The sequence below is a fragment of the Planctomycetia bacterium genome (assembly GCA_016795155.1).
In the GTDB taxonomy this organism is placed as follows: Bacteria; Planctomycetota; Planctomycetia; order Gemmatales; family HRBIN36; genus JAEUIE01.
Genome location: JAEUIE010000060.1, coordinates 43170 through 68085, shown reverse-complemented (window position 1 = coordinate 68085; position 24916 = coordinate 43170). Strand labels below are relative to the sequence as shown.

Here is a 24916-nt window from a genome sequence, read left to right as displayed (position 1 = left end):
GCCACCTGCTGGCCGCCTACCATCGCATAGTTATTGCTGATGTAGACATTGCCACCGGTGCCATAGTCGTAGTAGATGGGCTGTTGCCAGGCAGCATTGCTGGCGGCATTCCAACTGAACCAGGTGGTCAGCCCGGCCCAGGTGGGAACCGTCCACCAGTAGCGATAGGGGTAGTAAGGCAGCCAGTGATGGTAATGCCAGCCGCAGAACGCCGGGCGGTTGACCATCCACCAGTTCGGGCCGAACCAGCCAGCGGGTCGACCCCAGTATCCCCATCCGCCACGGATACGATTGCCCCAGCCACCCCAGTAATTCATGCGGCCTGGATGGGTGTTCCACCAGTTGTGCATGCCCGGGCGGTTGATGATCGTATTGTTCCACTGGTTGTTGATGTTGTTGATGGTGACGTTGTTGATATTCGCCCAGTTGGGACGCGTATTGATGTTATTGTTGATGATCGGGTTATTAATCACCGGTCGATTGATGACAGGCCGATCAGTCGGTGGACGAATCGGTCGGCGATCAGGGAGGTTTGGTCGATTATCGGGGAAGTTCGGCCTCTTATCGGGAAAGTCAGGTCGCTTGTCGGGAAGGTTAGGTCGATTCTTATCGGGGAAGTTAGGCCGTTTGTCCGGCAAGTTTGGTCGTTTGTCAGGCAGGTTGGGCCTGTTTTCAGGCAGTGATGGTCTGGTCGTGGGTCGTTCCGGAACGAGTGGTCGATCCATGCCAGTATCGACACCACCGCCTGGGCGTGCTGGGCGCGTAGTACCAGTGCCAGGCAAGGAAGGCCGATCAGTGCCAGTGCCTGGAATGGATGGCCGGGTAGTTCCTGTTCCTGGAAGTGACGGTCGAGTTGTACCGGTTCCAGGCAGTGATGGCCGAGTGGTCGAACCCGGGCCACCCCAGGGATTACTGGGCCTGCCACCACCAGGAATGGTGGTAGATGGCAGATTGGGCCTGGTTGTTGGAATGTTTGGCCTGGTTGAAGGAATATTAGGCCGTCCAGTAGGGATATCTGGCCTGTTATGAAATGAAGGTTGTGATGGCCTGGTCATGCCGCCTGGTGTCATGCCGCCGCTGGGCCTGTTCGAGGGGAAACCCGTTGATGGTCTGGATGGTGGTGTAGGCATGTTGGGCCGGGTGGTTGGCATGTTAGGCCGCTGCATGCTGCCCCGGTTGGGCATGCTGGTCGGGGGCCGCTGTTGAGGCATCGGACGGTTCATCGTCTGAGGCCGTTGCTGTGGCATGGGACGCTGCACGGCACCGCGGTTCATCTGGGGTGAAGGCCTGGCTCCACCGGAAAAACCACCGCCACCACGATTGACGCCGCCACCACCACGGGGTCCACCGCCACGCTGGGCCAAAACAAGCCCGGTGAGGGAAGCCATCACCAGCAGCACGATCATTATCTTCTTCATGATTCGTCTCCTGATGATGGATTAACGGGGGTTGGAAGTTGCATCGCTAGTGGCAGCAGCAGGCTGCTTCACCATCTTCACTGCAGGACGTGACGGAGACATGACTCCATCGAGTTCCTGCCCTACTATTTCCACTTCTGCGGTGTTGTCGTCCAACCGGGTAATGACCTGGGTGCCACTGAGCACGGTACCATCCGTATTGGTGTGGTTGAATTTGACACGCCATTCCTTGTCGCTGCCTGACCAGGTGCCTTCGCCGAACGATCCATCGCTGCTGAAGGTCCAGCAACGGATCGATTTGGAACGGGGATCCCAGCCGATAATCTGCGAGCCAGTGTCCGCATCTTCTTCATCAGCAAACTTCACCATGTATTTGCGGATCAGGAAAGTCTTATTCTGATTCCAACTGATCTGCGATTCGACCTGAACGCCTTCAGACTGATCTTTCCAGGTGCCTACCAGCCATTCGAGAGATTTCAATCCATCGTAAGGAGTTTCAGGTTCTGGAATGGACGCTTCCTGAGCATGTTCGATGTTCCACTTGTTGTCGCCTACTTTCACCAGGAGAGCAGTGAACTGGTTTTCAAGTGGCTCATGGTTGGGCGAGGAAAGTGTATTCTCCCCTTCGAGCGTGAGCAGGTCGGGTTTGAGGAAGCGGAAATGTTTGATGCGAACCGAGAGACGGCAGTTGGCATCTTCCTTGAAGTGCTTTTCAAATCCAGCTTTGATGGCATCGCGGCCGGTGAGACGGGTGCCAGTATCGGTATTCAGCGAAACTGCCTGCGGAGCCCAGTATTCGGCTAACGCCGCCGCGTCGTGCTTGTTGAAAACTTCAGTGTAAACTTTCAGGATTTCATCGACCGTTGCCTGCTCCGGGCTGACCGCAGCCTTGGCCGGCGCCTGATCCTGGGGCAACATCGCCCACCCTGTACAGCAACTCAACAACAATACCGGTATTAACCACTTCATCATGATGCATTCTCCAAGAGATGTTAGGTTTATCCTATGAATCTGGATAACAGGACACCTTGGCGTGTGCATAAATTATTCGGGGGATGAGCAGTTCGCTGCACTGGCAGCCCGTGACGCTAGCCACTCATAGGGCACGCGGTAATTCACTGAAATGATGATGCGAGATGAGCATTCTTTGATCACACTATTTCGATCTTGGCAACTTCCTTCAAGCAGGGTATTTTCCTAAGTGCATGAGATCTCATGAGGGTCGGGTGCCACGGTTTGCGGGTATTCATGCTCACCGTGCCATTACGCCCCATTGACTCTGGAGGATGCACAAAATCACTGCATTCGTGCAGGGTCAGTCATGAGTACCTGCATCACTCTGATACAGCTCAAGGCTTTATCAACAGCCTTCTGAAGGGGAACCGTGTGGCCAAGGACAGGTCCAACATTCGTCACTTCGCTGAGTTTCTCGCGGTTCGCATGCTGCTCGCGTTTCTGCAAGCCATGTCGCTTTCCCTCGGCTACGCCCTGGCACGCGGCCTGGCCTGGCTCGCTTATCATGTGGATAAGCGCCATCGCAAAGTCGCTGACGACAATCTCAAGATTGCTTACCCCCATTGGACTGCGCAACAACGTGATACCCTTATCCGATGGGTTTACACTCATTTCTGCATGATGATCATCGAAATGACACACCTGCCTCGCCTGCTCCATGTCCACAACTGGCGCAAATTCATGGACATGCGGAACGGCAAAGATGTCGTTGCCGCACTGATCTCGGGTAGACCCGTGATGGTCGTCACTGGACACCTTGGCAACTGGGAACTCGCGGGCTACGCCCTCGCCATGTTCGGCTTCAGGAGCTATGCCGTTGCCAGGCCGCTCGATAACCCGCTGCTCGATGGACTCCTCAAACGCTTCCGCAAGAAGACCGGCCAGGAACTGCTCAATAAAAATGGCGACGCCAATCGCATGGCCGATCTGCTGAATCAGGGAGGCATCCTCTGCACCCTGGCCGATCAGGATGCGGGCCCCAACGGCTTGTTCGTCCCTTTCTTTGGCAAACCTGCTTCCACGCACAAAGCTGTCGCCCTGCTTGCACTGCATCATGAAGCACTCGTCGTGGTCGCTGGCACCTATCGGACAGGCAACGGGCTGAAATACATCATCGATATCGAAACTGTCATTGATACCAAAACACTCAACAATGATCCAAATGCGGTTCGCACCCTTACGGAACAGTACACAGCAGCCTGGGAACGCCTCGTCGCAAAGGCTCCGGAGCAATATCTTTGGCTACACCGGCGATGGAAACATGAACCGCGTGTTCGTCAGCGTGCTCGACGTGCCGCGTGACATTTACCCGATCATTGAGAAAATATGCCTACTGGCCCGCAGGTTATCCTTGGACTGAAAGTTGCCGTCGCACTCGTCACACTCATTCTGCTCGCATCAGGCATCTGCCTGGCGATGAAGAAACCCCGCCTGCATGGCATCCTTAACAGCATCATGAGCATGCTGCTCCTGGGCACAGTTCTTGTCTTCGAAATCCTGATCCGAGGCGTAGGCATCGATGTCAAAGCTCACATGAACGAGGATGCTCGGTTCGCTCTCAAAATTCATCTCTGCTTCGTCATCCCGCTGACTCCCATTCTCCTCTGGATGCTCATCACTGGCTGGAAACGCCGCATCAAGATGCACTTGGCGGTCTCCGTACTCTTCCTCATTCTCTGGATCGGTATGTTCATCACCGGCATGTTCTTTCTCCCACATTAATATTCTCCCCTCAACGCCTCGTGAGAGAGGGGTCGGGGGTGAGGGGCAAGTCTCGCGGCAACATGTATTCATCTCGCGTGGTCCTGTCATCTCGACGGAGCGAGATGACTACAAACTACCTGAATCATTATTGCCATTTACCCAGAACATGACAAAATTGCTCTATCACTTGCCCACTAAGGACCCCTCATGAAGCCCCCTTCGCTGACCATAGGCATCGAGGAAGAGTACCAGATCATTGACCCTGCAACACGGGAACTGAAAAGCTACATCACCCAGATACTCGACGAAGGCAAGCTGGTGATGCGCGAAGCAGTCAAAGCCGAACTGCATCAGAGCATGATCGAAGTGGGCACGGAAATCTGCCGGACTCCCGCCGAAGCACGTTCGGAAATCATCCGCCTTCGCAAAGGCGTGATGGAACTCGCTGGAAAGCACGGTCTCAAGATTGCAGCAGCGGGTACACATCCGTTCTCCAGTTGGATTGAGCAGGAAATCACCCCGTTCGAGCGCTACCTCGGCGTGTGGAAAGACATGCGCGACCTCGCCCACCAGCTCCTCATCTTCGGCACCCATGTCCACATCGGCATCGAAGACAAGGAATTCATGCTCGACGCCATGAAGGTGTCTCGCTACTTCCTGCCCCACGTGCTGGCCCTCTCCACCAGTTCGCCATTCTGGATGGGCCGCGAGACCGGCCTGAAAAGCTACCGCAGCATCATCTTCCGCCACTTCCCCCGCTCCGGCATCCCGCCAACCTTCGATTCCTATGCACAGTTCACTCAGTTCGTAGACGTGCTGGTGAAGACCAACTGCATTCCCAATGGCTCGAAGCTCTGGTGGGATGTGCGTCCCAATCACAGCTACCCCACGCTCGAATTCCGCCTCTGCGATGTCTGCACGCGAGTGGACGAAGCAGTCTGCGTCGCTGCCATCTTCCAGGCTCTGATTGCCAAGCTGTGGAAACTCCGCCGCGACAACCTGACTTTCCGACATTACCCGATGGCATTGATTGAAGAGAACAAATGGCGTGCCGTCCGCTATGGCCTCGATGGCAGCCTGCTCGATCTGGGCAAGCAGACCGAAAAACCTGCCAGCCATCTCATCCGCGAGTTCCTAACCTGGTTCCTCAATGATGTGCTCGACGACCTCGGCTCTCGCAAGGAAGTGGAATACGCCTTCGACATCCTAGAAAACGGCTCCAGCGCCGACCGCCAGTTAGCAACGTTCCACAAAACCGGCAGCCTGAAAGATGTGGTTGATCAACTGATTAAAGAGAGTGAAGAAGGGGTGTTGGGGTAGGTGCGCTTGTTTTGTAGCCATCGACGAGGTTACAATAATGACGGCAGAGGATGTCTGGGAAGGCGAGGCTCCCGCCGAGCCGCAGACCATTCGAGGGATAAAATAGATGGCCAAAGCAGTGCAACGCAAGAAACGGTATACGATGAGCGATCTGAAGAAGCTCTTCGGGCCGGACTATCGTATGCCCACGGATGTGGAGATGATAGCACGCGCTACTAAGCCTGTTAGCCTTCAAAAGGTGCTCTCCGAAATCAAAAAGAGACCTGGGAAGGCAGGGCATACATCGCAGGAACTCGCAGATGTCCGCAAGGAACTCCAAAAACTACTCGGGCGTCTTGAGAAGATCGAGAAGAATCTGATTGCGCACTAATGGAAAGGCTTGCCTTGGACAACCCATATCGAGTTGACTGGAGCGCAGTTAAGTCATGGATCAGAAAAACTTATGAATTCTTGAAAGAAGACGCTACTCGACTCGAGAAGTTCGAACAAGACTTACTCCAGTTAGAGAAAAATCTCGCGCGAAGACCAAGGAGATTCGGCGAACCAATTGATGACCTGCCATTTCTGAGAGTGACAAGATGCGTCGGTTTCACTCGCATGTTGATTGTCAACTATGGCATTGTCCAAGAGCATCATGTGGTTGTAATAAACAAACTTCGGCTTCGGAAATCATAACGTAAAGCGTGCCGCATTTACGGACACATACGACCTCGAAAACTGTGCGGATCCACGAATGCCGCACGCACCTTCTCAGCAATCTCAGCGTTGTCGATGCACACAGCGAGTACTGAACCACAACCGTCAGAATATCCCTTGTCCGGCCAAGCGATATCCAATGCAAAATAGATGGCATCGTCGAGAAGTTCATTTCTGTGCCACGTGGTCATAACAACCTGATCACAACTCGGATTTCGACTGATATCAACCATGTCGATAGTATCGTGAACCCTCTCACAGTCATTTCCCCAACAGCATAAGTAGGCCGCCCCATAGTTGAGCAACCAGTTTGCCACGTCTATCAACATCTTGTCAGATGTCTTCTCGGCGTTCCAAAGCAAAAGACAAACAAAACGTGGTGTGGAAAGGCAAATTTCCGGAAGCTTCATGGCATCCGGAATCTCAAGGATGAACAATTCACGTTCAGTAGTCGAATCGTATCCAACGCGCATTTGACGGTTCCAATCCACCAAACATTCATTACACAGAACTTTAGCCGTATTACCTAACTTCCATTTTGATTCATTGCAAAGTGCCGTCAATTACATTTGGCTTACATCCAGAGTTTTCCATTCCACATGCTGAACAATGTTACCCGTCATAAGATAGCTCCATGTCCTCACTCATCGTCTCCGTTTCCGGCATTCGTGGCATCGTGGGTGAAAGCCTGACGCCTGCGGTGGCGCTCGCTTTCGCTGAATCTCTCGGCACCTGGCTCGGTTCGGACAAAACCGTGGCCCTCAGCCGCGATAATCGGCCCAGTGGCACCATGCTCGGCGCTGCTGCTGCTGCCGGCTTACTCAGTGCAGGCTGCAAGGTGCTTGACCTGGGCATCGTCCCAACCCCCACCGTCGGTGTCATCATCCGCGAGATGAAACTGGCGGGAGGCATCCAGATTTCTGCCAGCCATAATCCTGCACCGTGGAATGGCCTGAAACTTTTCGGCAGCGATGGCGCGGTGCTGGCCCCGACAGAAGGCGCCAGGATCGTCGACCTCTATCAGCGAAAAGCAGCGGTTCGCACCAGCCAATATGCTTCCACCGATTGGCAGCAGGCTCCACCAGCTAATGAAACCTCATCCGCCATCCAGATTCATGCCCGCCTGGCTTCCACCGTAGCCAACGTGGAGGCATTGCGACGCAAAGGCTTCCGCGTCTTTGTCGATGCCAACGGCGGAGCAGGAGGCCCGCTCGCTCAACTGTTTCTGCAGATGAACCTCAGTTGCATGGTCGAAGGCATCGGCCTGCATCCCAGCGATACCTTTCCTCACACCCCGGAACCAACCGAAGAGAATCTGAAAACCATCGCGCATCTGGTGGCAGAAAAACGCTGTGCTGTTGGCTTCGCCCTCGACCCCGATGCTGACCGCCTGGCTTTGATCGACGAACATGGGCGATACATCGGCGAAGAACTGACACTCGCATTAAGCCTGGAATATGTGCTGCGTCAACGTAAAGGCCCGGTCGTGGTCAACATGTCTACCTCACGCATCAATGAAGACATCGCCAACAAGCATGGCTGCAAATTCTTCCGCAGCGCGGTGGGTGAAGCCAACGTCGTCGCCCGCATGCGCGAAGTGCACGCCCTCATAGGCGGCGAAGGCAACGGCGGAGTGATTGACCCCCGCGTCGGCTGGGTCCGTGATCCCTACATCGGCATGGCTCTGGTACTGAGCCTGCTTGCCGAGGAAAACAAACCGCTGAGTGCGATCGTCGATTCTTTGCCGAAGTATGCCATCCAGAAAGATAAGTACACCCTGAGCCCCGACCGCCTGCCTGCACTGTATGATTTGATGGTCAAGCAACACCCCGAAGCCATCGCTAATCGAGAAGACGGACTGCGCCTCGATTGGCCCGACCGCTGGGTCCACGTCCGCCCCAGCAACACCGAACCCATCGTGCGAGTGATTGCAGAAGCACCCAATGGCATCGGTGCCAAAGCACTCTGCGAAGCAGTGGGTTCAATGATCCACAATTAAGTGCGAGTTGACTAATTCCCAAAGAGCGGCGCGGCGTTAGCCCGCCGGTTGGACGTGCAATTGTTGCGTGGTCTCACCGGCGAGCTAACGCTGCGCCGCTCCTGAGATCAAACGCAGTATCAGTATCCGTAGGGTGTGTGTCTCTGTATTCAGAGTCACGCACCTTATCCCAGCTGATAGCTCAAAATCCGTAGGCTGCGTCTAGCTGTGTTCAGTGGGAAGCAATCAGTTTTTATTGGCAAAACAACTCTGTTTCATGTAGGATTGAGTTGAAATTTCCCTGACTTCACAAAGTGAGATGTGTGATGCGAAGATGCTGTAGGGCGTATTCGTTGTTCATCATCTTGATGCTTCTTTCGGGTTGCACCGTTGAAAACAACTATATCTCGCTTCATAAACAATTCCTCAAGAATAAAAAGAGTATTAATGACGTAACCCGCCAGATTACTGACTTTCATTCCTATCAAAAAATAGAACCCGAATTACGTGAACTTAAGATGGAGATTAAGCGCACTATCGATGAATTGAAGCAACTCAAACGTCCCACGGATAAAGAAGATGACTGGTATCACCAGTATTTCCTGCCTGAATTAAGAAGACTCGATCAGGAACAACTTCAAATCACTGAAAAACTGAGCAACTCTATAGATGACGAATGGTTGAAAGAGTACTTCACGAAGCTAACCAATCATCTCAAAAAAATGCTGGCTGATCATGAAAAAGATCCAAAATCAACTTCCAAAATCCGTATCGCATATGTTGGCATAGCAGTTCTGTTAACGATTATTTCAGGGGCCATGTACGTTCAGCTTAGAAAAACTAATATCAAGCCAAATTCCCAGCCTGAATCGTCCGATGAGTTGTCACTCAAATCTGCTGATTAATGACCAGATTTATTGCTAAAAACTGCCCGCTGACACCCACCCTCAACTGTCTCAGATAGTCTCACGTAACTTTTTCTCTTTGACACCGAAACACAAAATCCGGTACACCGCAGGTTGATCAACCCTGTTGGTAATCCGTGGCAGGGTCGTAACTGTATTCGGTTCGACCCTGTAAGATTGCGACGCTTTTGCACATCCACAGTTCATCAACAGCCAACCCTTCAACCCGAGGTGCCATCATGGCTGAGCTGCTTCCGATTTCGCCGCCTAACCCTGTCCCTGCGCCACCCAAGGCTAACCCCGACGTGTTGCCTCCAGGCGAACTCGTACTTGTCGATGGCGTTCCAGGCGTGGGCAAATCGCGGTTCGCCTGCGTTTTCGCCGCTGCTTACACCTACACGCCGACCAAAGATGACAATCAGTGCATCTCCCTCTTCATCAGTTCGCCGCAGCAGCGTGAACTGCGGGCGATCCATCTGCATCCCCAGGAACCCATCTACTCGCACCTTCGCGAAGTCATCTACTCGAATACTGAAGACTCACAAACACCAGAACACCTGCTTCAGTTCATCGAACAGAACGTCCGCGAACACAAGCCTCTGCTGCTCGTAGTCGATGAAGTGGAAGAACTGCTCGACGATGCCGCGAACGCTCCCGAAGCAGCCTTGCTCCACTTCTGGACGAAGCTCCGCGAACTCGCGAAAGAAACCAACTGCATCATCCTCGCACCACGTTCGCAAGGCATGCACGAAAATCGCCAATACGGAGCCTTCGCCCGCACCGGCTCGCAATGTGCCCGCATCATCCATACGCTCCATTATCACCCCACCAACCCATCGTTCCGCGTGCTCACCAACGTCAAAAACCAGTACGGTATCATCGGCACACAGTACCGTGCCGAGTTTCATCCGAACGGCAGACTCTACTTGCGCGACTTGGCGCCACACCAACACGTGCGACCAGCCAGACAGACGCAAACCTGGCAACCCGATTCCGAAGTGGACATGCTCAGCGACGAATTGATGGTTCATGTCGTTAACATCATGAAGGGCAAACCCATCCGCAAGAAAGTGCTCGAAGCTGAAATTCTCAAACGTGGCTACTCCAAACGAGCCTTCACCCGCATGATGGCCACCGCTAAGCTGCCCAGTGGCCGACATGGCCTTAACTGGTACTACCTGCCCAGCCCAGAGATACTTGCACTTTTCAAGGAAGAGCAGAAGTACAACGATAGCATCAAAGCATGCCAACCCGTTGCAGAATCGTCATCAGAAGATGAAGGTGATTCGGACGAGATGGATTTCTCCGATGAGACCCCGGCTCAGCGTGCCGACACCAAAGTTTACGATAATGCCCGCAAGGAAATCATGAAGCAACTGGCTGAAATCATGGCGCGCACACAGCGCGCTGCAGGTGGCCGCTCTGAGACAGAAGCCTCACCGGCACCTACCAGTAAAGTGTGACATCCGGGTGACACTGAGCAGTGTCGCCGGGGTGTTTACATGCGTAGAGTTGCTTTTTTCCTTCCCTTTCCAAGGGGAGTGTGGGAGAGGTACGCACATCACCATTCTGGTTTGTTGTCCTCACGCTCCGCCGTGAAGACGCGGCGGCAAAAGAGCATAACGATAAATGAAGTCGCTGCGAAGGGAATTGGTTGGGGTATCAAGTTTTGCACGCTCGCAATTGCACATCCCGTCATCACACGGAGCATGATGACTACACTCAAAACATCAACCAACTATCAACTGAATCACCTTAACGAGGAGGACATCCGCCAGCAGGATCAGCAGCGTGGCCCGCACCACGCCTTGCGTCGCTGCCCGGCCTACTGCCACTGCACCGCCGCTGGCTCGTAGGCCTGCATAACACCCGGCACATGCGATCAGGTAGCCGAACACGCAGGTCTTGAGAACTGAAAGAATACTGTCGAGCAGGTTCAGATACATCAGGCTGGCCCGGGCGAACTCCATCCAGGTCATCGTTCCTGCCAGCGCTTCCGCGGTGAAACTCGATGCCAATGCCAGGTAATCGACAAACACCGTCAGGATAGGCATGGCGAGAATGCAACCGAGCACACGCGGGGCAACCAACCTGGGGATGATGCGAATGCCCAGCACCTGGGCAGCATCGATCTGTTCACTTTCCTTGAGTGCGGCCAACTCTGCAGCCAACCCGGCACCGAGTCGGCCTGCTGCGACAAACGCCACCGCTATCGGTCCAAACTCCCAAACGACGGTCAGCAGCAACACGCGAGGCAACGCTTCCACACTGCCATAGGGCGCCAACAGTCCACGCAGTTGCAACCAGGCAATGACACCCATGGCAAGCCCAGCCGCTGCTGCTAAAGGCAATACTCCCAACAGGGCACTGGCCCAATGAGGCACCCACCAGCCTGGTTTTAGCAACACCCCAGGGATATGCCACGCGGTGCGAAGGAAGAAGACGATAGCGTGACCGAGGTTGGACATGCGGGTATTATAAGTGAGCAACAATATCAACAACAAAGCCTCATTGCACTTGCAATGAGGCTTCATGAACAGTGCCCCCTGTAGGGCTCGAACCTACGACCCGCTGATTAAGAGTCAGCTGCTCTACCAACTGAGCTAAGAGGGCTTCTTTCTCGGACTATTTTTCTAGTCATACCATCACTATCGGCAATGGTATGCTCAGGTTTCTCGTCCTTTCAGGCTACTTCCCGTCACCATACTTGCAGTAACCCGTGCGAATTACGGCATTTTCTGAACGATACAATCCACCCACTCGATGCTTGCGGTCTGTTTTTCTTCACGCTACACTTGGACTATCCCACCCGATGGTAACACGGCCAGAGCCTTCGGCCGATACTTACGGGTAGACATCGACAACTTGACCCACCAGCTGCCTGTATGGTTCGCCTGCCTGGTTTTTTGATCCTGCTATCGCTCAACGTTTTGTTGTGCGCGATTCCATGTTGCGCCGAAGACATTACCTTTGAACAGCACGTTCGGCCCATCCTGAAGGCACATTGCTACCTGTGTCATGGCGAGGAAGAGAAACCCAAAGGGAAGCTTGATCTGCGTTTGCCTTCATACATCAAGAAAGGTGGCAAGTCGGGAGCTGCATTACAACCCGGGAAAGCTGATCAGAGTTTACTTTGGCAACGTATCGAATCGGACGAGATGCCGGAAGGGCTCAAGAAACTGAATGCGGCACAGAAAGCCATTATCAGGAAGTGGATCGAGCAGGGAGGTAAAACCCTTCGCCCTGAACCTGCTGACCCCGCTGCTCTGCAAATCACCGAAGAGGATCGCCAGCACTGGGCATTTCAGCCGATCAAGAAACCTGCAGTACCCATGGTGCCTGCACGGTATCAGGCACGCACGCATATTGATGCATTCATCGCGAACAGACTGAATACACAGTCGATTCCTTTTTCGCCCGAAGCAGATCGCAGAACCTGGCTGAGACGGGTGTCATTCGATCTGATTGGTTTGCCTCCTTCGCTTGAAGAGATCAGAACATTTCTCGATGATGCATCGCCCCAGGCTTATGACAAGGTGGTGCATCGGCTGTTGCAGTCCCCTCATTATGGCGAGCGCTGGGGCAGACATTGGCTTGATGTCGCTGGCTACAGTGAAAGCGAAGGCACGCCAGGCAACGAAGGCGTCAGGCCTTATGCCTGGAAGTATCGAGATTATGTCATCAAAAGTTTCCATGACGACAAACCGTTCGATCTCTTTATTCAGGAACAGCTTGCAGGCGACGAGATGGTGGCACGACCGTTCAAACTCAGCGACGCAAATGTTCAGGAAAAGCTGATTGCAACCGGGTTCCTTCGCATGGGGCCTGATGCCACGCAAATGGACAATTCGCCTGCTGAACGTAACCAGGCTATTGCAGAAACGATCAAGATTGTCAGCAGTTCACTGTTTGGGTTAACGGTAGGTTGTGCTCAGTGTCACGATCATCGGTACGATCCTATTTCGCACAAAGATTATTATCGCTTTCGGGCTGTGTTCGATCCGGCCCTCGATTGGCAGAAATGGCAACAGCCCAATAGCCGGGTGGTCGATGCAACCGATGAACAGGCCAAGAAGAAAGCTGATGAGATAGAGGCTGAGGCCAAAAAGAAAGACAAAGCCATTGATGACGACAAGGTGAAACTGGCTCAGGAGATTTTTGATCGCGAGCTCAAGAAGTTGCCTGAAGCAGATCGGCCTCCTGCCAAGGCAGCTATTGAAACACCGGCAGACAAGCGCTCTGCTGAGCAGATAGCACTGCTCAAGAAATATCCCAACGTGAAAGAGTTGAGTTTTATCAAAGGTTTCTTTGTAGAGTACGATCCGCCTTCGCACAAGAAGTTTGTCGCCAGACAGGAAGAGGTGACGAAGTTCCGAGCGACCAAACCACCGCGTGATGGCATCCATTGCCTGGTGGAGCCTGCGTCTCATCAGCCCAAAAGTGTGCTGTTCCATCGAGGTGATCATGCCCAGCCTCGCGGCGAAGTGACTCCAGGCGATCTGACAATCCTGGCTTTGCATCGAACCAATTCCGACCTGCCCATCAAAGACAAATCCAAACTGACAACAGGTCGCAGGCTGACGCTGGCTAAACAACTGACCGATGGAACACATCCCCTTGTTGCCCGTGTCATTGTCAATCGTGTCTGGCTACATCATTTCGGGACAGGTCTGGTCAACACCCCAGGCGATTTTGGCGTTTTGGGTGAGAAACCCAGCCATCCCGAATTGCTTGATTGGTTAGCCAACGATTTCATGGAACATGGTTGGAAGCTGAAACGGCTGCATGAAATGATTGTGCTTTCTACGACTTATCGACAGCAATCTAAACGGTTGCCTGAACTGGAAAAACTGGATCCCGATAATCGTCTGCTTGCTCGCATGAGTGTACGCAGGCTGGAAGCGGAAGCTGTGCGTGATGCTTTGCTGAGTGCCAGCGGACAATTGAACACGGATATCTATGGCCCATCGGTGCCGGTGACCGAAGATTACAACGGCAAGGCGGTGCTGGGCGAACGCATGGTCGGCTCGGATGGTTTGTTTACGGGTTCATTGAAAGCCGTAGGCCAACAGGATAAACGCCGAAGTATCTATTTGCAGGCACGCAGGCGGCTGCCTTACAGCATGCTCGATACGTTTGATTTCCCCATGATGACACCGAACTGCGATGCACGCCGGTGCTCAACTGTTCCAACGCAAGCCTTGTTCTTCCTGAACGATTCCATGATTCAGCAGCAGGCGGAACAGCTCGCAGACCGACTGCTTAAGGAATTACCAGACGATAAAAGTCGAATTGCACGAGCCTTTGAACTGCTGTTTGCTCAAAGTGCTTCAGCGGGTGAAATAGAACAAGGAGAACGCTGGATAGCTGAACAGTCTGCCTGGTTCGCCAAGCCAGGCAACTCGCAATGGATACAGTTGCTCAAAAAGCAGACAAACGATTCAGCAAAGAAAGCATGGGCAGCATATTGCCAGGTGCTGATGAGCACCAATCGGTTTTTGTATGTCGAATAGGTTTAACGTACCACGCCATGCAGCGGCATCTTCCAGTCTGGAGTTTGTGGGGAGCCACCAAAGCCAAAGCCTTTCGGTACTGCTCCTGTGAATCCACCACCGGTGAATCCAAAACCGCTGGCTGATCCGCTGTTCTGATTACCAGTGCGGAAGCCTGTCCCACCACCTACTCCGCCACCACCACCAAACAAGCCGCCAAGAATGGTGCCGCCGGTATTCTGCCCAATCTGATTTCCAGTATTTCCCTGAAAGCCCATGCTGCCTGCCGCCTGCACGCCGGTGTTGCCATTGTTGCCTGCCACTCCACCAGCAGCGCCACCCGCTCCACCTGCCATGGCTGCACCAAGTTCGATGGCATCACCCAGTTGTTTGGGGTAGCCATTCTTGGGGTAGAAATCGGTCGATTCGAGCCCAACCGAGTTAGGCGCAGGCCGCGTACGACTGTTAGGCTGACCCTGTTGAGGCAGTTGACCTGCCAGGAATGGCCGCACGCCAGGCAATTGCCGCATGGGTTGAGCGGTAGCATCTTCGGGAATTGCCAGCCACAAAGCCATGATGACCAAATACTTACAGTTAACGCGATGCTGAAACATGTTACACCTCGAATGTTGGCTGGCCATCTCCTAATCCCATTAGACGTTACAATCGCTACCTTGTGCGCTGTATCCACCTATTTTGTTGCAACTTTTTGCAATGTGCGTTTTAATAATTGAAGCCTTCTTCAGATAGATGGAGTATTACCGAACCCGACAAACTGGTGGGTAATCTTCTATACTGTAAATGCTCCTTTTGCGCCTGTAGCTCAGCTGGATAGAGCAGCGGATTTCTAATCCGCCGGTCAGGGGTTCGAATCCCTTCAGGCGTATTGTCCTTCTCTCGAGTTGAACTGAGCAGTGCCTCATGCGTGTTCTGCTCGTGAATCCTCCGATCTATGATTTCGCAGCCTACGATTACTGGCTGAAGCCTTACGGCTTGTTGAAGGTTGCCGGGGCGATTCGTCATGCTGCGGAGTTGAAACTGTTCGACTACCTGGATCGTGAACATCCACTTTCCTTGGCTGCAGAACCAAGGCGTGATGCATGGAATCGAGGCACCTTTCTATCAGAAAAGATTGAGAAGCCTGAGCAGTTTGCATCCATTCCCAGGCACTATCACCGTTTTGGTTTGCCTCGCTCGCTGTTTCGGGAATATCTGCAGCGGGAAGGACCGTTTGATGCAGTACTGATTCAAACGGTAATGACCTACTGGTATCCAGGTGTACGTGAAGTTCTAAAGGATCTCAAACAATACTGCCCTTCTGCGAAAACCATACTCGGCGGAGTCTATGCCACGCTCTGTTCTGCACATGCTCAATCTCTGGGTGTTGATTTAGTTGTTAAAGGAAGCGAACTGCAACCTCTTTGGCAGTTTCTTGAAGTGGAGCCGCAGATACAGGCATTGCCTTTCTGGGAAGGGTATCCAACGCAGAAAACCGGCGTGCTCAAACTTTCGCAAGGCTGTCCATTTCGTTGCAGTTATTGTTCTGTTCCTCTCGTCGATCCCCGTTTCTATCGTCATTCGCAGGAAAAGTCCCTGATGGAGTTGGATTGGTTACTGCAGCGAGGTGTTACGGATGTAGCTTTCTATGACGATGCCCTGCTCTATCAACCTGAGCGGATACTGATTCGGTTTCTAAAGGAAGTGCTGCAGCGTGGATATCGGGTGAACTTTCACACCCCCAACGCGCTGAATGCTCGGTTCATCACGGAAGAGCTGGCAGATTTGCTGATCGAAGCCGGGTTCAAGACATTTCATCTCGGCTTTGAAAGCAGTGCATATGAATGGCATAGGCATACGGATCGCAAGGTGTACTCGCATGAACTGGTGCGTGCGGTGGAACGATTGGTTTCTGCTGGAGCGAAACGACAGAATATCACCGCGTATCTGATTTTGGGGCACCCTCAATCGGAACTGCAGGATGTGGAAGCATCGATTCATTTTGCACGTGACACTGGCATCCGGTCCATGTTAGCAGAGTTCTCACCCATTCCCGGAACGCCGGATGGTGAAGCCTGCAGGAAGTGGGTCAACCTCGATGAACCGCTCTGGCATAACAAAACGGTATTCCCGATCATTCGGCTGGGATGGGAAGAAGTGCAACGATTGAAAGGTATTGCCCATTTAGCGAACCGCAACATCATGCAGGAATCTCTGGTTTCCATATAAGGATTCTGATTGAGTACCTTCTTGCAATTCTCAGCAGAGATGCGATGATGATTACTGTTAAGATTTGATATGCCGTTAGCCCGAAATGTGAAAACATCACATCGTGCTAGCCTGGTTGTTACTCATTCATATTCAAGCATTCTGGACGGAACGCCATGCCTGATGATAAAAATCAGCCGATGGGATGGAGAGGTGGTAAGAAGCCTGCACGCCAGCCAAAATATGGCTGGAAACCCGCTTCGCAAGGCCCTTCTACCTCCTGGTGGATGCGACGCACGACACAGTTATCGCTGTTGCTCGGAATCTTCATGTGTGTGGCAGTCATTGTTGTTCTGATACTCAAACTTGGAAGACAGGATGCTGCAACCATCATTCTAGTGGGTGTTAATCCTGCGGAGGTAGCCAGGAATCTGGAAACGCCTCTAGATCTGCATGGCTGGCTGGGTGGTTTGAAACTGGCAAACTGGATTAACTCACAAAATGCCGAACAAGAGCAGAAGTCGAGTTCTTTCCTGGCTAAATGGTGGGGCCGAAAAAATCTGGAAGTAAAACTAGACGGCAAATCCGGCAAACCCTACTCGCTCAACAACAATACATTACGCGATGTTTTCGACCAAATTGAAGTAACCCCGGGAGTGGTAATCGTTTACTTTGGCATGCTGGGGCTGACAGAAAACAGTGAACCCATGCTCTTTGGCGCAGATGACAAAATTCCTGTTAATGAGATTCTAAACCGACTTGAGAAAGTTGCTAACCAAAGAAAAGAGAAAGACCCCATCATTCTGCTGTTTGATGCAGCAAGAATAGATTTTCATCCTGAAACCGGAATGATGCATAATGGTTTCGTACGTGCGTTACAAAATAAAAATATGAAGGAGAGAATCGAAAAGATTCCTCATTGTGCCATCATCTGCAGCAGCAGTCCGGGGGAAACCGCCTGGAACAGTGATGAATTTGGCAGCAGTGTGTTCCTGGCACAAGTTCTGGAAGCACTACAGGGAAATACCAGGAACTCCAATCAAGAACCCAGTCTAACTCTTGCCGGTTTTTTTGAAGACGTGAAAAAGCAGACCTCTGACTGGACCAGTAAACGATTTGTGAATGGGCAAACCCCCATCATGTTGTCCGGTAACGGTGTGGATAGCAGCAAAGTAGTTCTGGTTGAACACGGAGAGAACACCACAAAAGCAGAAGGCAAACCAAACGAGGATTCTTCTCCAATCGACTGGAAAGTGAAAGTGCTGGAGCAGCTGGAGCATTATCACCAGAAAGAACAAGACTTGGTTAAGAAGAGCCCCAGACAGAGCCCCAGGCCAGAGGTTTATACCCCTGTTCATTGGCAGCGATACCGTGCGCTGGTTCAACGGTTGCAGCAATGCCTGCGCCTCAGTAACCAGGATGCCAAAGATGAAAGTTATACCAAAGCGGTACAGATTATCAGTGACGAACTGAATACCCTTATCACTGCGATGGAAAAAGCCCGCGAGCGAATTCCAAAAAATGTGGAAAAAACCAGCTTGGTCTGGAATAATTACTATGAGAAGCCAGAAAGTCGAAAGATCGCAGCCAATACGATTCTGGAGAATGTCGAAAAACTCGGCGCGCCACCTGCCACTGTGGAAGAACATCTGGCCTGGATGCTGAATAAACATGGGGTCAAAAATGAAAACGATAAACAACGATCATTATCTCTCCGGGCACTCGCGGTAGAGACGAGATATCTGGCAGAACGTGCCACCTTCGGCGTTTCTGAATTTCCAGGCTTTTTATATTCGGAACGCATCTGGCCGCTGATCAGCATGAAAGTTCGGAAGGCTGATGAACTGCGAAGACAGGGCGAAGATCTTCTGTTTACCCACGATTATGAAAAAGCCGAACAACAGTTAAAAGATGCCAAGGATTCATATCAAAAGGTTTTGAAAGTACTTCCCAGACTCCAGAAAGCACTCTCTGTCTACCATCGTGCCGTAAGTGAAGCAACCTGTTTAACACAATTTCATATGGCGTGGATGGCAGATTCCACCAACAGTTACAAAGACGAAGTGCAAAATATCAAAGATCTCTGGAAACAGATTCACAATTTGAACAGCGAACTCAACACAATCCTGTACCGACAACCGAACGATATCAAGAGTATCGATGCAACAGAAGAAAAATGGAAATCGCTCGATGCAAACGTCTTAACCATCGAGAAGCAACTCAAAGAACAATATGAGCTTTTTGCCAAGGCTTTCAAGGATCTGGATCTCCAACAAAAAGGAAGGTATCGGCGAGAACTGCTGCTCAGTTTTCCCTGGCCGCTTGATGATGATGCCAAAAAATGGACTCATCTACGAAATACGGAGTTAAAGGAATTATTGAACATCAGCCAGAAATTGCATAAAGCTAATAACGAACCGTATAAAGGAGGAGAAAGCAAAAACTCCATTCAGGAAATCGTGAAACAGCGTTTTTCGATGCAATTTGCAAGATTGGGAGGCGATAAGGATACAGAGCTGAGAAAATTGCAGCAAACTAGCAACTGGGAATCGATAGCCGATGCACTTGCCAGCAGCCTTGCTAGTGAATTCCAGCAACAACGCGATAAAGTTTTCAGCAAGAATGAAAATAAAGATGCTGTCAGCAAGCAGGTAAATTCTGCAGGATCTGTACCGACCTCTGAAAATTTGGAAGACTTCAGCCGCTTTACCTTGAGGCTTCGTCCTCTAGATCAGGACTGGAAGGAACCTGCCTTGGCAAACAGGGAACGGTTGTGGACAGATCTGCTGCACGCCCAGGCTTACCGCATTTGTCTCGATCACTGGTACAACGATAATAAACCGTATTTTCAGACGATTGCTCAGATATGCCTTGATGATGCACCCGTTAAGCGCGATCCTGAAAAAGAAATCCAGGAGATGATGAAGAATTCAGGCAAGTCGCTCAGTTTTACTAATCATGAAGAATCTATCCTCTGGACTAGTGAACTGACACAGGACCGGTCTATCGAAGTAAAAAAAGAGTTGCCAGATAAAATTCAAGGGAAAGCTGCGTTATGGGTGGATGAACCAATAAAAGATGAAAAGAATTCGGCTAAATCATCCATTTCCCTGGAGGGAGGCGTTAAGCGAAGAGCCATTGACTTGAATAAGCTAAAACTTGATTTCAAATTAAAAGGCGATCCAATAAACCTGGATGACAAAACGCAGACGTTGCCGTTGACCTTCAATCCTAGGCTGTTCTTCCGAGGATGGCAAGAGAAGAGTGATCTGACGGTTGTGGTGAATCGTCAACCGAAATTGATTGTGTCGGAGTTGCCAAAGGAACAGAGAGCGTCGTTCAGTGTAATCTCAGATACGGATCTGAAAATAGGCCTCGGGCATTTAGCGATTGTGATGGATTATTCAGGCAGCATGGATCTAAGTCCCGACGACAAGGAAAAGGCTAAAAGGGCAGGTCTTACGGAGAGACAATTTGATTCTCGGAAAAACAAAGCTGTGCATGGATTGGCTGCACTGCTCAATAACCTGCCCGAAGGGGTCAACATTTCGATACGCATTTTTAGTGATAGTAGATCTGCTCCGTGGACAAAAACTGACTTCATAAATAAATATGGAGAGAATTACGAAAAGAAGTATGGTGAGATTACTCAAACTATTCCAAGCTGGCTGTTCTGCAGGGGTAGCATTAAACGTCGAGAAGATGATAAAAGATATTTCTCGGGAGAAGTTAACGAAAAGAAGAGCCAGGATGACAATGAATATAAATCAAAAAGCGATATTCCTATCTCGGATTTAATTGATTACCTGCTTGATCTTCCGCCCCGCAGTTTTACTCCACTCATCAAGTCCATGGAGACGTGTCTCGAAGAGGATATCAGAAAATCAGCGAAAGGTACCGAAGATGTTACTATGCTGGTGCTCACCGACGGTGCGGATAGTTCCAGCGGTCTAATTCCGGATAAAATGAATGCAGAAGAAGAGGAAAAAATTGTAGAGAAAATCAGCGAAAAGATTAAGCGTATTTTTAAAGAACATAATGTCTGTCTACGTATTGTGTATTTCAACGATGCTTCTGCCGTGACCACATCACGTGAATGGAAAGTCGCAGAGAAACAGTTTGAATGCATCAGGAAGTTCAAGAATCCCGGTGATATCGTGCTTGTGTCAGACCCGGCTAATTTAATCAAATCACTCAATGAAACGCTTTGTCCCAAGATCCTGCTTACAAAAAATAACGATGGTGGTAATGGAAAGCCATTTAATCCAAAGTCCTATTCTGCTCCACGACTTGGCAAGTTTGATGACTTGATCCACGAATTATCGCCTGGCAATTATGAGTCGAGCGTTTGGACCGGACATGAGCAGGCTATTACATTCTCTTCTGGCGACCACCTGTTTATCAAACTGCTGAATGATCAGAATAATAAAGTAAAATATTCTCGCGAGTTGTTTGCGCATTACTGGAAAGATCAACCTAGATTCAACAAGGATCAGTACGAGATGAATCCCCTTTGGCATCTGATGTTAACAGATATCAGCCAAACAAACGAAGCAAATTCCTACACTCGCAGACGTATGACTACTACCTTGGAAAAAACTTTCGATCAACCAATTGACGGTTCCAGAGCACTCAGGCAGCATAAGCCGTTTTTTGTCTGGTGGGATGTCAAAGCCATTAATAATGGCAAGGAAGAAGCAGCAGCGGGAACAGTGCATATTTCCAACAAAGGCTATTACCTAGCTCCTGCCTGGGATATTGATCAATGCCCGAAAGAAGACAAAATATTGAAGCTCAATGCATGGGTTTTCGATGACAATCTGAAGAACCGTGAACCGTTAAGTTTCAAGATAAGCGATCTGAATCCACGTTCACCTTATGAACTAAGAAAAGGCAAGCCTGAGCTGCTACTTTCCAGGGAACATCACTACCTCATCGATAAGTGTCAAACTCGCTCCGCATCCAAAGTAGATTGTCTGGTGTTGCGAGTAATGCATGATGAAGGGAAACGGTATTATTTCAAAGTCATATCAGGTATCGATGCAAAGCGTGTCGATCACCATTATTTTGACAAGGCGACGACGGTTTATTTCTCTCCGCTTTTAGAAAGTCTGCTTGAAGAAAAGTCAAGAATAATCCATCTGGAAATGATGGATATCAGTGCCGCGATGCAGGATAAAAAAGAACCGACCATCGGAATCACTGTCCCGAAGGATATTACGTATTGGAGAGGCCCCGAGTTGCCAGCGCCCCAGAATGCGGAAGGTAGCCGCTAAGGTGCTGATTCCTTTGCCAGAACAGGAGCTTGGCTTGCATGTCTGATTCCCCCACATCTGCTGCCGGTTCATCCGGGTTCTCGCGACAATGGCGAACGGCAGATACCGTCAGTTATAAAAAACTGGATAAGCAAAGCCGGCTGATTCTCTTATTACTGGCGGTAGTTCTGACTGGATCATTGATCGGTGGAACATATTTCCTCTTTGGAACTGCGAAAAAACCAAAGTTATTCTGCATTCCGGTCTTTGAATATCAGCAGCCCTGGCCATCGCCTTTCTGGTTTTATTATGACGACAAGGCACTCCAGGAAACAGTCAAGCAGAAATATCAGAACCCTCATCCAATACAGGAAAAGAAACAAATTCTGGGATTTCTCAATGGATTGTCCGATCAGAAGGAAACTACCACGATCATTTATCTGGCAGGACTGGGCGCTAGACGAGGTAACACGGTTTACCTGCTTCCTGCCGACGCCCGTCCGGATGACCCTGGCAGTTGGCTGAGTATGGAAGATATCTTTGATAAAATTAAAGAATTACGCAGTGAACACGTGCTGCTACTGATTGATATCGCATCGCCGATGACCGATCTGTACCGAGGCCCATTAATCAATGATGTTGCCGAGGCTTTGGATAGCTGGCTGAATAAACACGTGACCTTCGAAAAAAACCGGTTGCTGGTCTTGACCTCATGTTCGAAGGGCGAGATCAGCCACACGATGCCATCTCAGGGGAAAAGCGCGTTTGGCTACTACCTGCAAAAAGGCTTATCGGGAGAAGCCAACGGGTTTGGAGCTCAAGAAAAAAATAAATCAACGTATGTCACCGCCAAGGAACTTGCCTCATTTGTCAGAAACAGAGTGAGTCGGTGGTCAATGGAAAATCGAGGGCAACCTCAGAATCCAAGACTGTACGGTACTGGAGACTTCGATCTGGTTTTTGTTGAAACAGATAAGCCAGTCGCATCAAAAAATGATGCGGCATCACCCGCCAGTGCAACAAAACCTGAAAGCAAGGAAGAGAAGGAAAATCTGGTGAAAAAGCAACTGGAAGCGGAGAACCGGTTCATTGATACTGTTTTTGGACCAGTTCTGAAAAACTGGGAACTGCGTGACCAACAGCTGAATATGAAATATCTGTTGTCAACATCACCGGAAATCAAATACAGCAGGTTGGAACATCCCGAACCTGAATTGCAATTCACGAACATGTGGAAACTGGAGAAAACTCTGCACCTTTACGAAAACACTTCGCTCATTTGTACAGCAGAAATGCTGAAAGATGATGCGATCAAAAGATCTATTGATCTATTACTTAACAAGGCAGAGATCGATCCGAAAAAACACATGGATGATAATGCAAAAGAGTTACTCGGATCGCGATCCTTGATTGAAAACAACAGCTTGTCTGCACTCTTCCCTCGGCAAGATCCACAACGATTTGACGATTTGGAAAACGTTTATGAGACACTGTTTGGAGCGTTGAACACTAATTTCAATTCGGGCAGCAAATCTGAAAAGCCCGCTGCATCGTTCCCCCCTGATGTAGTATTGAAAGCAGTTAAGGAAGATACTGAGAACAAGCGTCCAGGTCGGCACCGCGACATGCTGTACCTCTGTTGGAAGAAACTCTGTCAAAGCAATAATCCCACTCTGGAAAAATGTATACTCACACAACAGGTCATGAAAGCAGTTATTAATGATTGGGGCAAACGACCTTTAACTACCAACTATATCGAATTGCAGATTCTTGATTATCTCATCAGACAACAGCAACCGATGGGCAAGTGGAAGTTTGATCATCCACAAATGAATGCCTTGTTCATTGAAACATTGCATGCCTGGCTGCAGCTTGAATTTCTTGTTATGCAATTAAACACAGTATTTCTGCCAAATGGTCTGGGATTTAAAAGAGATGAGTCGAGATTACGAGAGGTTAGGCAAAAACACTCTGAACTATTCGTCAAATTGCTGGAAGCCCATCATCCAAGACATTTTAGAACTTTGAAGACTGATATCGAAAAACTAGTCCAAGAGTATGGGGAGGTTTTGAAGACAGTTGACTTCGAACATCAGGCATATACCGCATGGTGGAAAAGCCTGGCTATCTTACAGTTAACAGCGGAGATGATGATTACACATCCCGATGAAGAGATGTTTAAATACTGGAATAACCTGGTAACGGAATCGATCAAACTGGCTGATATTATTGATCAGGGACAGTTCAATGAGGATAATGGTGTTCAAACTCGCGCAGTAGAAACAGCGAGACAGAAATTGCTGAAGAGTAATCAGCGATTTGAGAGTGAGATTCTCGAAAACCTGGACAATCTTCCAGTCGATGCCACAGCGTGCAATAAGCTGGAATGTGTACTTCAGGGTGGAATGCTCTCCTCGGAAAATCGCAGGAAAGTCTATCCTCGACTGATCAAAAAACATCAACTTCTGCATGAACGAACAACTGGAATCGAAGCCAGCGACACGACTGGTGTTGGAAATCCCCCAACCTCTGCATCCCCGGTTAGTTCGCAATTACAACATGCATCAAGGCGACGTGACATCTCGATCGCGCTTTTAAAACTTGCTGGCGTCAAAGATATTCAAATAAATGATACTCAAATAACAATGGATGATTGGGAAAACTGTGCTAACGCCCTTCGCCATGCCTGGATTCAGAAGGCACCTGAACAGTTGAAACAGCTGCGGGAAAACAAGCAGTGGTTCAAGGCAGCCAGGCTGGAAGCGGTTCTACCTGAACCTAAAACACAGGATGCCATTTTTCAATTACACAAAGAGAACGCTAAGCCCTATTTAGAATGGCTCCAAGATCAGCAGAATAATTCATCGGCACGGTGGAAATAGAATTGACACCAGTACTTTACTGGATCAAAATAATGACTCACAAATAT

At 50.3% G+C, this 24916-nt stretch carries 16 protein-coding genes and 2 tRNA genes; 12 read left to right on the top strand and 6 right to left on the bottom strand.

Translation table 11 applies throughout. The features are described 5' to 3' along the window. Both JNJ77_21255 and JNJ77_21250 read right to left on the bottom strand, forming a co-directional pair. On the bottom strand, positions 1 to 1418 hold a 1418-nt coding region (locus JNJ77_21255; GenBank protein ID MBL8825129.1), incomplete at its 3' end, for a hypothetical protein. Positions 1419 to 1439: 21 nt separating this feature from the next. Beyond that, on the bottom strand, positions 1440 to 2390 hold the full coding sequence (locus JNJ77_21250; protein ID MBL8825128.1) for an SgcJ/EcaC family oxidoreductase: 951 nt from the start codon (positions 2388 to 2390) through the stop codon (positions 1440 to 1442). Positions 2391 to 2804: 414 nt separating this feature from the next. Between JNJ77_21250 and JNJ77_21245 the strand changes: the two genes are divergently transcribed. The 4 genes from JNJ77_21245 to JNJ77_21230 all read left to right on the top strand — a co-directional run bounded on the left by JNJ77_21245 (position 2805) and on the right by JNJ77_21230 (position 5826). After that, entirely contained in the window at positions 2805 to 3734 is a 930-nt protein-coding gene (locus tag JNJ77_21245; protein ID MBL8825127.1) for a lysophospholipid acyltransferase family protein, read from the top strand. 24 nt (positions 3735 to 3758) lie between these two features. Next, positions 3759 to 4154, top strand: coding sequence for a hypothetical protein (locus JNJ77_21240; protein ID MBL8825126.1), 396 nt, complete (start codon positions 3759 to 3761; stop codon positions 4152 to 4154). Between the two features lie 189 nt (positions 4155 to 4343). Further along, a complete protein-coding gene (locus JNJ77_21235) occupies positions 4344 to 5456 on the top strand; it encodes a carboxylate-amine ligase (protein MBL8825125.1) in 1113 nt (370 codons plus the stop codon). Positions 5457 to 5562: 106 nt separating this feature from the next. After that, positions 5563 to 5826: a hypothetical protein gene (locus tag JNJ77_21230; GenBank protein ID MBL8825124.1), complete on the top strand. Its 264-nt coding sequence runs from the start codon at positions 5563 to 5565 to the stop codon at positions 5824 to 5826. A 322-nt stretch (positions 5827 to 6148) separates the two neighbouring features. On the opposite strand, the gene JNJ77_21225 is transcribed toward JNJ77_21230, so the two are convergent. Then, on the bottom strand, positions 6149 to 6625 hold the full coding sequence (locus JNJ77_21225; GenBank protein MBL8825123.1) for a hypothetical protein: 477 nt from the start codon (positions 6623 to 6625) through the stop codon (positions 6149 to 6151). Between the two features lie 161 nt (positions 6626 to 6786). Between JNJ77_21225 and glmM the strand changes: the two genes are divergently transcribed. From glmM to JNJ77_21210, 3 genes are all read left to right on the top strand, one after another. Continuing rightward, complete coding sequence (glmM, locus tag JNJ77_21220; protein MBL8825122.1) at positions 6787 to 8151, top strand: phosphoglucosamine mutase; 1365 nt, start codon at positions 6787 to 6789, stop codon at positions 8149 to 8151. Between the two features lie 344 nt (positions 8152 to 8495). Further along, entirely contained in the window at positions 8496 to 9035 is a 540-nt protein-coding gene (locus tag JNJ77_21215) for a hypothetical protein (protein ID MBL8825121.1), read from the top strand. Positions 9036 to 9274: 239 nt separating this feature from the next. After that, positions 9275 to 10498 (top strand): AAA family ATPase, encoded by a 1224-nt coding sequence (locus JNJ77_21210; protein MBL8825120.1) that lies wholly within the window; start codon positions 9275 to 9277, stop codon positions 10496 to 10498. A 267-nt stretch (positions 10499 to 10765) separates the two neighbouring features. Here the strand turns inward: JNJ77_21210 and JNJ77_21205 are convergent, their stop codons facing one another. Then, a complete protein-coding gene (locus JNJ77_21205) occupies positions 10766 to 11503 on the bottom strand; it encodes an ABC transporter permease (GenBank protein MBL8825119.1) in 738 nt (245 codons plus the stop codon). Positions 11504 to 11575: 72 nt separating this feature from the next. Beyond that, positions 11576 to 11648: transfer RNA gene (locus tag JNJ77_21200), tRNA-Lys, on the bottom strand. Between the two features lie 272 nt (positions 11649 to 11920). Between JNJ77_21200 and JNJ77_21195 the strand changes: the two genes are divergently transcribed. After that, on the top strand, positions 11921 to 14548 hold the full coding sequence (locus JNJ77_21195) for a PSD1 domain-containing protein (protein MBL8825118.1): 2628 nt from the start codon (positions 11921 to 11923) through the stop codon (positions 14546 to 14548). A gap of 2 nt (positions 14549 to 14550) precedes the next feature. On the opposite strand, the gene JNJ77_21190 is transcribed toward JNJ77_21195, so the two are convergent. Next, positions 14551 to 15141, bottom strand: coding sequence for a hypothetical protein (locus tag JNJ77_21190; GenBank protein MBL8825117.1), 591 nt, complete (start codon positions 15139 to 15141; stop codon positions 14551 to 14553). Positions 15142 to 15339: 198 nt separating this feature from the next. On the opposite strand from JNJ77_21190, the gene JNJ77_21185 reads away from it, so the two are divergent. From JNJ77_21185 to JNJ77_21170, 4 genes are all read left to right on the top strand, one after another. Further along, positions 15340 to 15413, top strand: a tRNA-Arg gene (locus tag JNJ77_21185). A gap of 35 nt (positions 15414 to 15448) precedes the next feature. Next, positions 15449 to 16753, top strand: a complete 1305-nt coding sequence (locus tag JNJ77_21180) for a radical SAM protein (GenBank protein ID MBL8825116.1) — start codon at positions 15449 to 15451, stop codon at positions 16751 to 16753. 155 nt (positions 16754 to 16908) lie between these two features. Beyond that, positions 16909 to 22008, top strand: coding sequence for a hypothetical protein (locus JNJ77_21175; protein MBL8825115.1), 5100 nt, complete (start codon positions 16909 to 16911; stop codon positions 22006 to 22008). 38 nt (positions 22009 to 22046) lie between these two features. After that, positions 22047 to 24869: a hypothetical protein gene (locus JNJ77_21170; GenBank protein MBL8825114.1), complete on the top strand. Its 2823-nt coding sequence runs from the start codon at positions 22047 to 22049 to the stop codon at positions 24867 to 24869. Positions 24870 to 24916 lie beyond the last annotated feature (47 nt).

Bases quoted from the DNA above. Each gene is read 5' to 3' on its own strand.
- JNJ77_21250 (MBL8825128.1), bottom strand. From the start codon at position 2,390: ATGATGAAGTGGTTAATACCGGTATTGTTGTTGAGTTGCTGTACAGGG.
- JNJ77_21240 (MBL8825126.1), top strand. From the start codon at position 3,759: ATGCCTACTGGCCCGCAGGTTATCCTTGGACTGAAAGTTGCCGTCGCA.
- JNJ77_21235 (MBL8825125.1), top strand. From the start codon at position 4,344: ATGAAGCCCCCTTCGCTGACCATAGGCATCGAGGAAGAGTACCAGATC.
- JNJ77_21230 (MBL8825124.1), top strand. From the start codon at position 5,563: ATGGCCAAAGCAGTGCAACGCAAGAAACGGTATACGATGAGCGATCTG.
- JNJ77_21225 (MBL8825123.1), bottom strand. From the start codon at position 6,625: ATGCGCGTTGGATACGATTCGACTACTGAACGTGAATTGTTCATCCTT.
- glmM (MBL8825122.1), top strand. From the start codon at position 6,787: ATGTCCTCACTCATCGTCTCCGTTTCCGGCATTCGTGGCATCGTGGGT.
- JNJ77_21210 (MBL8825120.1), top strand. From the start codon at position 9,275: ATGGCTGAGCTGCTTCCGATTTCGCCGCCTAACCCTGTCCCTGCGCCA.
- JNJ77_21205 (MBL8825119.1), bottom strand. From the start codon at position 11,503: ATGTCCAACCTCGGTCACGCTATCGTCTTCTTCCTTCGCACCGCGTGG.
- JNJ77_21195 (MBL8825118.1), top strand. From the start codon at position 11,921: ATGGTTCGCCTGCCTGGTTTTTTGATCCTGCTATCGCTCAACGTTTTG.
- JNJ77_21190 (MBL8825117.1), bottom strand. From the start codon at position 15,141: ATGTTTCAGCATCGCGTTAACTGTAAGTATTTGGTCATCATGGCTTTG.
- JNJ77_21180 (MBL8825116.1), top strand. From the start codon at position 15,449: ATGCGTGTTCTGCTCGTGAATCCTCCGATCTATGATTTCGCAGCCTAC.
- JNJ77_21175 (MBL8825115.1), top strand. From the start codon at position 16,909: ATGCCTGATGATAAAAATCAGCCGATGGGATGGAGAGGTGGTAAGAAG.
- JNJ77_21170 (MBL8825114.1), top strand. From the start codon at position 22,047: ATGTCTGATTCCCCCACATCTGCTGCCGGTTCATCCGGGTTCTCGCGA.